This is a genomic window from Gemmatimonadota bacterium (assembly GCA_040388535.1).
Lineage (GTDB): Bacteria > Gemmatimonadota > Gemmatimonadetes > Gemmatimonadales > GWC2-71-9 > Palsa-1233.
The window spans coordinates 310,366-322,648 of the sequence record JAZKBR010000002.1 but is presented as its reverse complement, the minus strand read 5'-3'; the positions used below and the strand labels follow the sequence as shown (position 1 = coordinate 322,648).

At 66.2% G+C, this 12,283-nt stretch carries 10 protein-coding genes; 4 read left to right on the top strand and 6 right to left on the bottom strand.

The genetic code is table 11. The annotated features are described in order from the left end of the window. Positions 1-12 precede the first annotated feature (12 nt). Together V4558_04985 and V4558_04980 are read right to left on the bottom strand one after the other, a co-directional pair. Positions 13-1,167 (bottom strand): hypothetical protein, encoded by a 1,155-nt coding sequence (locus V4558_04985; GenBank protein ID MES2304836.1) that lies wholly within the window; start codon positions 1,165-1,167, stop codon positions 13-15. Beyond that, positions 1,164-2,330 carry a hypothetical protein gene (locus V4558_04980; GenBank protein ID MES2304835.1) on the bottom strand — a complete coding sequence of 389 codons (1,167 nt, stop codon included), beginning with the start codon at positions 2,328-2,330 and terminating at the stop codon, positions 1,164-1,166. The genes V4558_04985 and V4558_04980 overlap by 4 nt, the downstream gene beginning before the upstream one ends. On the opposite strand from V4558_04980, the gene V4558_04975 reads away from it, so the two are divergent. Beyond that, positions 2,320-3,285, top strand: a complete 966-nt coding sequence (locus tag V4558_04975) for a glutamate--tRNA ligase family protein (GenBank protein ID MES2304834.1) — start codon at positions 2,320-2,322, stop codon at positions 3,283-3,285. The genes V4558_04980 and V4558_04975 overlap by 11 nt on opposite strands. A gap of 81 nt (positions 3,286-3,366) precedes the next feature. Here the strand turns inward: V4558_04975 and V4558_04970 are convergent, their stop codons facing one another. Further along, positions 3,367-5,643: a transglycosylase SLT domain-containing protein gene (locus V4558_04970; protein MES2304833.1), complete on the bottom strand. Its 2,277-nt coding sequence runs from the start codon at positions 5,641-5,643 to the stop codon at positions 3,367-3,369. A 90-nt stretch (positions 5,644-5,733) separates the two neighbouring features. Here V4558_04970 and V4558_04965 point away from each other — a divergent pair, with 90 nt between their 5' ends. After that, positions 5,734-6,276 (top strand): hypothetical protein, encoded by a 543-nt coding sequence (locus V4558_04965; GenBank protein ID MES2304832.1) that lies wholly within the window; start codon positions 5,734-5,736, stop codon positions 6,274-6,276. 30 nt (positions 6,277-6,306) lie between these two features. Here V4558_04965 and V4558_04960 read toward each other — a convergent pair whose 3' ends face one another. From V4558_04960 to tkt, 3 genes are read right to left on the bottom strand one after another with little or no spacing between them, the layout of a single operon-like run. After that, on the bottom strand, positions 6,307-7,557 hold the full coding sequence (locus tag V4558_04960) for a cation:dicarboxylase symporter family transporter (protein MES2304831.1): 1,251 nt from the start codon (positions 7,555-7,557) through the stop codon (positions 6,307-6,309). 21 nt (positions 7,558-7,578) lie between these two features. Next, complete coding sequence (gene tal / locus V4558_04955) at positions 7,579-8,688, bottom strand: transaldolase (protein ID MES2304830.1); 1,110 nt, start codon at positions 8,686-8,688, stop codon at positions 7,579-7,581. Between the two features lie 15 nt (positions 8,689-8,703). After that, a complete protein-coding gene (gene tkt / locus V4558_04950; GenBank protein ID MES2304829.1) occupies positions 8,704-10,695 on the bottom strand; it encodes a transketolase in 1,992 nt (663 codons plus the stop codon). A 231-nt stretch (positions 10,696-10,926) separates the two neighbouring features. On the opposite strand from tkt, the gene V4558_04945 reads away from it, so the two are divergent. Then, positions 10,927-11,766 (top strand): hypothetical protein, encoded by an 840-nt coding sequence (locus V4558_04945; protein ID MES2304828.1) that lies wholly within the window; start codon positions 10,927-10,929, stop codon positions 11,764-11,766. Between the two features lie 75 nt (positions 11,767-11,841). Then, positions 11,842-12,270, top strand: a complete 429-nt coding sequence (locus V4558_04940; protein MES2304827.1) for an HNH endonuclease signature motif containing protein — start codon at positions 11,842-11,844, stop codon at positions 12,268-12,270. Positions 12,271-12,283 lie beyond the last annotated feature (13 nt).

Below are 12,283 nucleotides of genomic sequence, written 5' to 3'. Positions count from 1 at the left end.
TCTTCCGCTGCGCTACCTCGCGTATTTCTCGAGATAGCGCAGGTCGTCTGCCGGGTCCTCGCGAGCGATGTACACGGTGCCGTTTCCGAAGCTCACCACGGTGGAATGTGGCTTGAGGGTTGCCTTGCCGATGAGCTTGCCGGTCGGGTCGAAGATGTCGTAGGTGGGAATGCTATCGGTCACTGCCCGGGCGCGGAGCACCCAGATCTCTCCTTCGGGGGTGACCCGGATCGACGCGCCGCCTACAAAAGGTGGCATCACCTTCGCAAAGTCTGCGTCCTCGAGCGGCGGCGGATGCCGCACCCCTCCTGCCGGTGCGTTGGGACCACCGCTTGCCCCGGCCATCCGCTCCTTCGCCCGTTGCGCATTGAAGGCCGCGCGATCTGCCGCGGTCACGCTCCGAGGCGTAAACCCGGCGAGCGGTCCGCGAGTGATCTGCCGGTGATCGGCGAAATCAATGCGATACGGATTGCCGCGCACGCCAGCCACCCGGCCGTCAGGAAGCACAACCCAGACATCGCCTGCCTCCAGCGCCTTCGGTGAATCGGGCGAAAGCCGCAGGTGGCCACTACCATCGATGGTTCCGGTTTGCGGCCGCGGCGCCGCGACGATCGCCACGGTGTCCACGCGACTCGAATGCGGCTGCCACCGGATCACCGCGGCGGAGTCATCGTCATACCGCTGCCGCCGGAGGAAGTAGAGCCGACCGGCCTGATCGGCACCGAGGATGGTCTGGCGCGCCAGCAGTCCCGTTTCGTTGCCGGGTTCGGGGAACACTGCCGTGATCTTCGCATCGGCCGAAAACTGGTAGACTCTTCCCATTCCCGTCATCACGCTGCCGCTGGCAGGCATGGGGTACAATTCGGTCGCGAGCCGGTACTCGTTGGGTCCGTCTCCCTTCGTTCCGATCGAGCGGAGATCATTTGCCGCGAAATCGGCAAGCCGCAGCGCATTCTCGTCGCGATCCGTGACCAGGGCTCTGTTTCCCGAGAGCTCGCGGACGCCGCTGATTTTCGTGAGGCCTTCGGAAAGCGCGGCCAGCGGCTTGCCGGTGAGGTTCACGCTGCGCTGGGCCGAAAGTGGCATCGCCAGCAGGGCGACGCTGAAACAGTTGGTTACCAACTGCAACCGCCAACGTGGCTTCGGGAATTCCGCAGGATGTATCATCGGTTGTACTTCTCGAGGTAGTGGAGGTCGTCGTCGGGGTCCTGACGCGACAGGTACACCGTGCCGGCGCCAAAGCCGACGACGACACAACCCGGCTTCAACGTCGCCTTGCCGATCAGCTTGCCGTTGCTGTCGAAGATGTCGTAGGTCGGCACCTTGTCGCTCGCCGGGCGGTTGCGGGGAACCCATACTTCCCCTTCGGGCGACACGCGCACCTGGTTCGAATACGCCGGCATCACCGCTGGAAAATCTTCGTCGGCAATTGCGCCTGGTGTGCCGCGCGAGACCGTCGGACCCGTGTTCGACGGTGCGCCGCCGCCCCCGCCGGAGGTGGTTCCCCGAGTGACCATCATCGGCCCGCCGCTCGACGTCAGCGCCTTGCGGAAGGCATCGCGCTCGGCCTTGCCGATCTTCACTGGCGTGTAAGCGATGGGCACGCCCTTGACCACCTTTCCCGGCCCGGTCACGATGTCGACGCGGTAGGGATCGGGGCGAACAATCGCCACCCGACCGTCGGGAAGCGCGGCCCAGACATCGGTCCTGGTGTACGGATTCATCCGCATGGTGAAGGAGGTGCGGTTGGCGCTGCTGTTCACCGTGTTGACCATCCCCGACGGCACGTATGTCAATGTATCGACGCGCTTGGCCACCGGGTCCCATCGCACGATCGGCACCGTGTCCGACATCCGATTCTCGCCCGGGATGAAGCCCATTCCCTGATAGTAGAGCCGACCCCTGCTGTCGATGCTTCTCGGAACGATCAACGAGCCAGGGCCATCACCGCCGGGCGGAAAAATGGTCGAGGGGATTTTTCCGTCGGCGGTCACGACATGCACCTTGCCGACCATCGGGTCCGAGACGTAGGTGTTGTTGTCGGGGCCGGCATAGGCAGCCATCGGCAGCTGATATTCTCCGGGGCCGCTCCCATTCCGCGAGATCTTGGTCAGCGTTCGCCTGGTGAAATCGGCCATCTGGACCGTCTTTTCGCCTGCATCAACCACGATGGCCCGGTTTCCCGGGAGCTCGCGCACGCCGTTGATGCTGGTGAACGGTTCCTCGAGCGCCACGATCGGCCGCCCGGTGAGGTTCACCAGCTTGCCCTGGGCCGAGAGCGGGGCGGCGAACGCCAAGGCAGCAGCCACAATGCAATGAGTGCGTGACACTGACATCTTCCTCCGGATGACGAATATTCTGCGGGATCGCTTAAAGGATGCTCCGACACTGCGGAGCGTTGCAGCGCGATACGACGCCCTCCGCGATGCGACGCAGCCCGCGCCGGTCACGCGGTTCGCGCCCTCTCCCACCGGTGAGCTCCATCTCGGCCACGTCGCTCACGCCCTCTGGGTCTGGGGTGTCGCGGAGGTCCTCGACGCCACTGTCCTCATTCGGATGGAAGATCACGACCGCACGCGTTGCACCGCGGCCTTCGAGGCTTCGATCCTCAGTGATCTCGCCTGGCTCGGCTTTGCGGGGGAGCCGGTGTCGACGGCATCGCTTTCCGGGCACCCTTCACCGTTTCGGCAGAGTGATGTGCCGGAACGGTATTCCGAGGCATTCGCCCGACTTCGCAGCGAAACCGAGGTGTACGGTTGCACCTGTACCCGCGCCCTGCTCGGCCCCGCCGATGTCGATCGCGAGCGGCGCTATCCGGGCAACTGTCGGGGGATGCCGATCGATCGCGAGGGGAAGCATCAGGTGCGAGTGCGCCTGCCGGATGGTGCCGTCCGAACGACTGACCTTCGACTCGGTGTACTCGAGGAGGAGCCCCAGACCACTTGCGGCGACATCGCGGTGCGTGACGCGCTCGGACAGTGGACCTACCAGTTCTCTGTGGTGGTCGACGATCTCGTGCACGGCGTGAACCTGGTGGTGCGCGGCGAAGATCTGGTGCATTCCACCGCTCGTCAGGGCCTGCTTGGCCGATTGCTCGGTCGTTCGGAGCCGGTGATCACGGTGCACCATCCGCTCGTCGTCGATGAGAGCGGCCGAAAACTCAGCAAGCGCGATCGGAGCCTGACGGTGCGCGCGATGCGTGAGGCGGGGAAGTCGGCGGGGGAGGTTGTCGAATTGGCGTGGGGAGAATCGCGTCTCGGTGAATCCCCGGTGGTGCCGCGCTAGCGCGGCACGGGTCTTACCGCCCCGCCACCACTGAAGCGCTGGGCCAGACCGGTGCCGCGCTAGCGCGGCACCACCGGGAGGTCAACTCCGACCGTAGAGGAGTTGGTACATCGCATAATTCCGGATGATGATCCGGACATAGTCGCGCGTCTCGACGTAGGGAATCCGCTCGATGAAGAGCTCGATGTCATCGATCGGCGCGCGAATCCCCTCGCCACTTCGCAGCCGGCCATCGAGTGGCGTGGCCGACCAGCGATCGACCGGGGTGCCTCCCGCGTTGTAGGCCGCGAGCGCGCGCTCCATATCGGGGTAGCGCTTCATCGACGCACTGAAGTGCCGCATTCCGAGCGCCAGGTTCACGTCGGGAATCCAGAGCAACGCGGGGTCAAAGTCGCCGAGGCCGATGCCGCGAGCGAGCTCGCGGCCTACCGGCGGCATGATCTGCATCAGCCCGCGCGCATCGGTCCGCGACGTCGCGTGAGGAACGAAGCCGGATTCCTGCCGGATCACCGATGCGGCGAGCATCGGGTCAACACCTGCGCGTTCGGCCGTGGCGCGCAGCGCACTCTCGAACGGAAGCGGATAGAGCAGCTGCCAGAGCGTGGCGTCGCGTGGCGCACCGGCAGCGCTGGCGCGCGCACCGAGCTGCTGGGCACGGGATGCCAGGCCGCTGGTCACGAAGGCCTGTCCGGTCGCGATCATAGCCGAAATATTCTGGGCCTCGCCGGCGAGGCGATCGAGTTCGAGACGCGATTCGACGTCGAGCCCGAGGGAATCGAGTCGCGCGGCTCGCGCGAAGACCGGCCGGAGTGAGTCGCTCACGCTGTTCGGCGTGATCGCGACGCTCCGCCAGGGCAGGGTGTCGAGTCGGGCGGCCGCCCGCAGCGCGTAGTAACTCTCGGGGCCCTTGGGCAAGAGCTCGCGCAAAGCCGCTTGCCCGCCAGCCGTATCACCTGCCGCGAATCTGGCACGCGCGATCCAGTAACGCATCGCGTCGCCCTCGCCGCCGGCGTTCCGCGCCAGTGCTCCCGTGAGTTCGCGGATTGTGGCGGTCGGGTCGCCCCGCTGGAAGGCAATCAGTGCCGCCAGCATCACGGCCCGTGGCCGCTCCGCCGCCGCAGGATACCGCTCCGCGAGGGCGAGGAAGCGTGCCCGCGCCGAATCCGGCTGGCCACCATCAATCGCGAGGTCACCGAGCAGAAAGAGTGCCGTTGCGGCGGAGGCACTGTCGCGCGGGAAGCGGGTAATCACGTCGCGCAGGGCGGTGATTGCCCCGGCACTGTTGCCGCTCCGCAGGAGCGCCCGCGCATTGAAGTACGCTGCGTGCCCCGCGAGTGCCGGCACGGTGACGCCCTGGAACTGCCGGGCTGCCTCGGGCCAGCGGTTGAGCGCGCCGAGGACGGTGCCGTAACTGAAGCGATCGGGCCCGGTGAGCGGGCTCGCCTTCGCAGCGGCAGCGAATTCATCCATCGCCTGCACAGTACGCCCCACGGCTGCGGCTCGGCGGGCGATCACGAGTCGCTGATCACGGCTCAGTGCCGGTGAAATCCGGTCGAGCAGGTCGAGTGCTTCGCGTGACTGCGCCGCGGTGTTCGCCGGAGCGAGCATCGCGATCAGCGAGGCGACGACGCGGGCGCTGTCGGCGCCGTTTGCGGCCGCACGCCAGCGCATCCGCGCGGCCGACACACGCGCACCGAGCCGATCGTAGCGCGCCGCTGCGCCGGCGAAATCACCGCTGCGCTCACGCGCGAGGGCTTCGGTCCAGGGCACCCGCGGTATGGCCGCTGCAAGGGTGACCTGCGAGAGCAGGGCGCTGCGCACGACCGAGTCGCTGGTGACGCCTGCCGCGCGGAGGTTGACCCAGTCGGCGATGTCGGGCAGGAAGCCCGCCGCGCGGTGATAGACCACCGCCGCCGAGTCGCGTTGCTCGGCCCGGTCGTAGGCGCGCGCGAGGAGGAGGAGACGCTCGCCCTGTTCCTGGGTACTGCGCCCCTGCTGGGTGAGCACCACGGCCTGTTGCGCGTAGCCCAGTGCCTGAGGATTGCGCTGCTCGGCGAGGGCCGCCTCGGCGAGCAGCCGGCGACCGAGTCGATCAAACTGGGTGTCGATCCATGGCGCCGTTTCGAGGAGTCGCCGGACCACGGACCACCCCTCCCACCCTGCCGCGGCGCGAGCACCGAGGATCACCACTTCGGGGGTGCGACTATCGGCGTTGGCGAGAGTGGGGGCGAGCAGTTGCGACGCTCGCCACGGCTGCCCCGATGCAATCGCGGCTTCGGCCTCGGCCAGCGGCGACTGCGCCGCGAGGGGGGCGGCGAGTAAGAAGATCGTAAACCAGCTTACGGACCGAGCGCGCATTCAGAAAAGCTACTCAATTGCGATTGAAACCAGCGCACGCTCTCGCTCGTCCTTCGCCTCCTCTATTGCCTCTATCGTCAGGAGTCCGTCATGCGATTGCCATTCTTCGTTACTCTTGCCGTCGGCGTGGCGAGCTGGTCCGCTCGAGCAGTGACATCACCCGTTCCGATACGAATCACGGCCGCCGACAGCAGCGAAGCGTGGTTCCGCTTCTTCCGGGGCGAGTGGCGTTGCAGTGGCGGCTTCCCCAGCGGTCGCAAACTGGAAGCCACCGTCTCGTTCACGTCGGATCTGGGAGGGAAGTGGTTGCAGTATCGGCACACCGACGTGGCGCCCGGCAGCTACCGCGCGGGCGCACTCTGGGGGCATCAGGCACGGGATTCGGGGATTGTCTCGCTACTGCACGACAATAGTTCCGTGCGTGCCTATCGCAGCGAAGGGTGGCGCGATGAGGCGCTCGTGTTCGTCAAGGATACCAGCATGCTCCGGATTCCGGGGGCACCGGTTGGTGCGCCGGATCGCTTCACTTACCGGCGCACGTCGGATTCGACCTACTGGTTCGCGTGGGAACTCCCGCGACCGGGCGGCGTCTGGGCCATTGGTGATTCACTGACCTGTCGCCGCGCCGGCTGAGGACTCTCACCGGCGCATACTGGCTGCCTTTCAGGCCTCGGCGTCGAGCACCGGGTGGAAATCCCCTTCCCAGCGCGCCATCACCACCGAGGCGAGGCAATTGCCGAGCAGGTTGATCGAAGTGCGCGCCATATCCATCACCGCGTCGACACCGAGGATGACGGCAACGCCTTCGAGCGGCAGGCCGAAGGTGGCGAGCGCGCCGGAGAGGATCACCAGCGAGGCACGCGGAACGGCGGCAACGCCCTTCGAGGTGAGCATCAGCGTCAGCATCATCACGATCTGATTGCCCAGTGTCATGTCGATACCGGCGGCCTGCGCCACGAACACCGACGCCACCGCGAGGTAGAGCGTCGAGCCATCGAGGTTGAACGAGTAGCCGGTGGGCAGCACGAAGGCGACGATCCGCTTGGGGACGCCCATCTTCTCGAGATTCTCCATCGCCAGCGGGAGCGCCGCTTCTGAGGATGCCGTCGAGAAGGCAATGAGGTACGGCTCCTTGACCCACTTCCAGAAGTGCCGCAGCGGGACCTTCGCCACCAGGGCAATCGGAATCAGCACCAGCAGGACGAAAACGGCCAGCGCGCCGTAGAGCGTGAGCACGAGTGCGCCAAGGTTTCGCAGCACGCCGAGGCCGCTATGTCCGATGGTGATGGCGATGGCGGCGCCGATGCCGAAGGGTGCGAACATCATCACGATGCCAGTGAACTTGAACATCACTTCGGAGAGCGACTCGCAGAAGCCGAGCATCATCTCCTTCGGCTTCCCCTTCACCTGTGCCAGGGCGATCGCGAAGATCAGCGAGAAGAAGACGACCTGCAGTACTTCGTTCTTGGCTGCGGCATCGAAGAACGATGCTGGCACCGTGTGCTCGAGCACGCCGGCAAGGGTGGTCTTGGTCTGGGCGAGCTGCTGGCCCGTATCGGCGGGAGCGTTGAGCACGACGCCGACGCCCGGCTTGGTGAGGTTCACTGCGGCCAGGCCAATTACCAGAGCCAGTGTGGTCACGATCTCGAAATAGATGATGCTGCGCAACGCGAGGCGACCCACGCGCTTGAGATCGTCGCCGTGACCGGCAATGCCCACGACCAGTGACCCGAAGATCAGCGGTACCACGATCGACTTGATCATCCGGAGGAAGATTGACGAAACCGGCGCGAGGTACGACGCGACGTCGGTCTCGGTCCAGACTGCGTTGTCGAGATAGCCGATCGTGACGCCGACGATCATTGAAATGATGATCCAGCGGGTCAGCGAAATCTTTCGCAGGCCACTCAGCATGCCAACTCCTTCGGGTGAGGATCAGCCGACGAGGGCGCCGGCCTTCTGTTGCACACGATCCAGCAGGGAATGCCACGATGCCGCGAACTTCGCCACACCGTCGACTTCCAGAAATGCGGTAATTTCGGTCAGCGGACGACCACCGATGCGGGCATAGCCGGTCAGCGTCTCGGCCGCCTCGACTTCGGTCTGTGGCGTGATCCGCACGTGCGGGTCGCCGTGGTCGAGGTAGGCCTTGTAGGTGTCGGGCGGGATGGTATTGACGGTGTCGGGCGCGATCAGCGATTCGATGTACAGCGTATCGGAAAGCTTCGGATCCTTGGTGCTGGTCGAGGCCCAGAGCGGGCGCTGCGCCTTGGCGCCACGGCCGGCGAGTGCCTGCCAGCGCGGCGTCAGCAGCGTCTCGCCGAAAGCGGCGTAGGCGACGATCGCATTCGCGATGGCGATCTTCGCGTGATACTGCGCGCCGGCCTCTCCAAGGGTGGCAAGCGAGGTGTCGGTGAGACCATCGACCCGGCTCACGAAAAACGACGCGACCGAGTGGAGTGCATTGATCTGGCCACCGGCGGCCGCACGCTGCTCGAGGCCGCTGAGGAAGGCATCAACCACCTGCCGATAGCGCTCGACCGAGAAGAGCAGCGTGACGTTGATGTTGATCCCCTGCGCCAGGCAGTGGGTGATCGCCGGCAATCCTGCGAGGGTGCCAGGAATCTTGATCATCACATTCGGCCGCGCGACGCGCGCCCAGAGACGCTCGGCCTCGGCGATCGTGCCGGCCGTGTCGTTCGCGAGTGTCGGCGCCACTTCGATCGACACTGTGCCATCGCCGTGGCCGCTGGCGTCATAGACCGGCCGGAAGACATCACACGCGGCCTGAACGTCGGCGACCATGCACGCTTCGACGATTTCGGCCGGCGTCGCACCCTTGGCCGCGAGGGCGCGGATATCGGCGTCGTAATCACTGCTGCCGGCAATCGCCTTCTCGAAGATCGTGGGATTGGAGGTCATGCCGCGCAGTCCTTCCTCGCGGATCAATCGCGCCAGCTCCCCCGAGTGTACCAGGTCGCGCGTGATGAAGTCGTACCAGGGGCTCTGGCCGATGGTACCGAGACGAGTCATTGGATTGGGCATGACAACCTCATCAGGTCAGACAAGCGAACGGACGGCCTGCGCCACGTGGTCGGCGGTGAAGCCGAATTCCTTGAACAGCGTCTCGGCCGGGGCCGAGGCGCCGAAGTGATTGATGCCGATGCTGATCCCGCGGGTCCCGACAAACTGCATCCAGCCGAAGGTCGTCGCTGCTTCGATCGAGACACGCGCGGTGATCGCGGGCGGGAGGACGCGATCGCGCCACGCCGCATCCTGCGCCGCGAAGAGTTCCCACGAGGGCATGGACACCACGCGCGTCGGGACGCCGCTAGCATCAAGCGTCTCGGCGGCAGCCACTGCAACGGAAACTTCGGAGCCGGTCGCGATCACGATCGCGCGCGGTGCCGTTGCCGGCTCGTGCAGGATGTAGCCGCCGCGCGCCGTCTCGCTCACTGCGTCGGCCGTGCGTGCGAGGGCAGGAAGCTTCTGGCGCGTGAGCACCAGCGCCACTGGGCCGGAGCGATGGTTGATCGCCGCGCGCCACGCCGCCACGGTCTCGGCGGCATCGGCCGGCCGCAGCGTTGTCATGCCAGGAATCGCGCGAAGCATGGCGAGATGTTCGATCGGCTGGTGGGTCGGGCCGTCTTCGCCGAGTCCGATGGAATCGTGGGTGAAGATGTAGAGCGTCGGCAGGCCCATCAGTGCCGCGAGCCGGATCGACGGCTTGCAGTAATCGCTGAAGACCAGGAAAGTCGCGCCGTACGGGCGAACGCCACCGTGCGCCGCCATGCCGTTGAGTGCCGCACACATCCCGTGCTCGCGAACGCCCCAGTGGATGCGAGTGCCGGCACGACCCGGTTCGAACGCTTCACCGACATTGATGTTGGTACCGTTGCTGCCGCCAAGATCGGCCGAGCCGCCGGCCATTCCAGGAACTGACGCCGCGAGCACGGTGAGCGCCTTCTGTGACGCCTGGCGGCTCGCCAGCGATTCGGCACCGAGGTCGGGGAGCGCGGCATCCCAGCCCGCCGGAAGCTCGCCCGCCATCTGCGCGGTGAACGCGGCACCATCGGGATGCTTGCCGAGCAGCGACTTCCAGTCGCTGACCATTCCGTTGCCCCTCTCGGCCAAGGGCCGCATTTCCGCGTAGGCCTCAGGGGCAACGTAAAACGGTTCGGTCGACCAGTTGAGGATCGCCTTGGTCTTGGCGATCTCGTCCTTGCCGAGCGGCTCGCCGTGGGCCTTCGGCGAATCGCGCTTGGTGGGTGCCGGGTCACCGATGATGGTGCGCAGCACGATCAGGGTCGGCTTGTCGTCGACCGCCGCGGCCTGCGTGAGTGCTTCATCGATCGCGACCAGATCGTTGCCGTTGGCCACGTGCAGCACGTGCCAGCCGTAGGCCGCGTAGCGGGCGCCGACATCTTCAGTAAAGGCAATGTCGGTGCGGCCGTCGATGGTGATCCGGTTGTCGTCGTAGATCACCTTGAGCTTGCCGAGCGCGAGATGCCCCGCGAGTGACGCCGCTTCGCTGGCGACGCCTTCCATCATGTCACCGTCGGAGGCGAGCACCCAGGTGCGATGATTGATCAGCTCGTTGTCGCCGCGATTGAACTGCGACGCCAGCAGGCGCTCCGCGATCGCCATCCCGACGGCATTGCCGATCCCCTGACCGAGCGGGCCGGTGGTGGTCTCGATCCCGACCGTGTGGCCACGCTCGGGATGCCCCGGCGTCTTCGATCCCCACTGCCGGAACTGCTTGATGTCGTCGAGCGAAAGGTCGTATCCCGCGAGGTGCAGCAGACTGTAGATCAGCATCGACGCGTGGCCACACGACAACACGAAGCGATCGCGATCGGCCCAGTGCGGCTCGTGCGGCGCGTGTTTGAGGTGGCGGCTCCAGAGCACGTAGGCAACCGGCGCCAGTGCCATCGGAGTGCCAGGATGGCCAGAGTTGGCCTGCTCCACACCATCCATCGCGAGCACGCGAATGGAGTTGATGGTGAGCCACGCTTCGGGGGTATCGACGGACGGGCGGGTCGCAGCGGTCACGGGATGTTCGGGGCTCGGGGTGGTGAGGCCCGAGGATGTCCCGAGGCCGCATCAAGATAATCCGGGACCCCGGGTGCGTGCTCAAAACAGGGCGGGAATTATCGTCCAAATCAATGCGCTGCAATGCTTTACGTTCGAGCCACTGACTGATTTTCAGTCACTTTGCCGGCCGCCGCCTCCGGCCGGTGGCACAACCGGTGCAATTGGTTCGGGAATGAGGACGCGACTTCGATGAGCAGCAATACCATCCGCCCCCGACTGCAACTCTCCCTCGGCGCTCTCGCGCTGTTGGGCGAGGAGTTGCCGTCGTTGGGTGGGCGGCGCCTCTTTGCGGCCTCCTGTCGCGAATCCGGCGCCGAATTGCGAATCATCCTCCACCCAGCACCGCCCGAGGGGCCAAGCCCAGCAGCAATGCGTGATCGGGTCGTGCGGCTGCGCCAGCTGGCGCATCCGGCGCTTGCCCTGCCCGTAGGCGTGGGAGATCTCGATGGGCGACCCTGGGTCGCCGAGCTGGTCTTGCGGGCGCCGACGGCAATGCAGCGGTTGGGCGATGGCGGGGCGCTGGGTGTCCGGCAGGGAATTCTCGCGCTGCGCGGATTGACTCGCGCGATTGCGTCGCTCCACCGGGCCGGCCTGGCACATGGCGCGCTCGACCTCGATGCCGTGCATCTCACGCCAACCGACGTCCAGATCAGCGGCTTCGCGGCGACAACGGGCAACAATGCGCGAGCCGATCTGGATGCCCTCGGGCCGCTCGCCTGGGCCTTCTTCACGGGCGACCTCCCCGATGGCGCGGTCGGCAAGTTGAGCGATCATCGCCGCGGAATTCCTGCCGCTCTCGACACGCTGGTCGCATCGCTGCTCGCGGCCGATCCTGCGCTGCGACCGACCAGGGCCGAGGCGGTGCTCGGGGTCCTCGATGCCTTTCCGACGCCCCAGCCGTCGCCGATCTCCTCGTTCCTTGAGGGCGCGGGGCGGGGGACACGGACTCCCAGGGCACGCGAAGCCGTGCTCTTGCTGGTGCTGGTGGGGCTCTCGGTGCTGGTCTCGTCGCTCGTCCTGAGCCACTGAGCGCCCGCCCTCGCGGAACCGGGGTCGGGCCGTTAGCGTTACCGGACTGTAGAACTGAACCTCAAAAGGATTTTCGTGGCACGAACTCGACGACGCGGCGGTACCAACGTCGCCCCACCAGCCGAAGAGCTGGAAACCACCAACGGCAGCACCGGCTCCCGACTTCGCAAGTCTCCTGGACGCTCCTACGGCTCCCATCGCGAATGGCTGCTGGCACACCACGGCTCGGTGTGCGCGTACTGCGGCACCCGGGTACCTCCCGACACCATCACGCTCGATCACGTCCGTCCGCGGCGCGGCCAGTCGGCCTACGATCGTCCGGACAACCTCGTGCTCGCGTGCCGGCCCTGTAATGCGGCCAAGGCCGACACCCCGCTCCTCGCCTTCCTGATGGCGAAGCGCGCGCGCGGCGTCTTCCTGCTGCACTACGGCGAGCATCTCTCCGAGCCGCTCAAGTCGCTTGCGAAGAATGCGAGTGAGCGGCCGTTGCTGCCGCCGGACTGAAGCAAGAGAATAG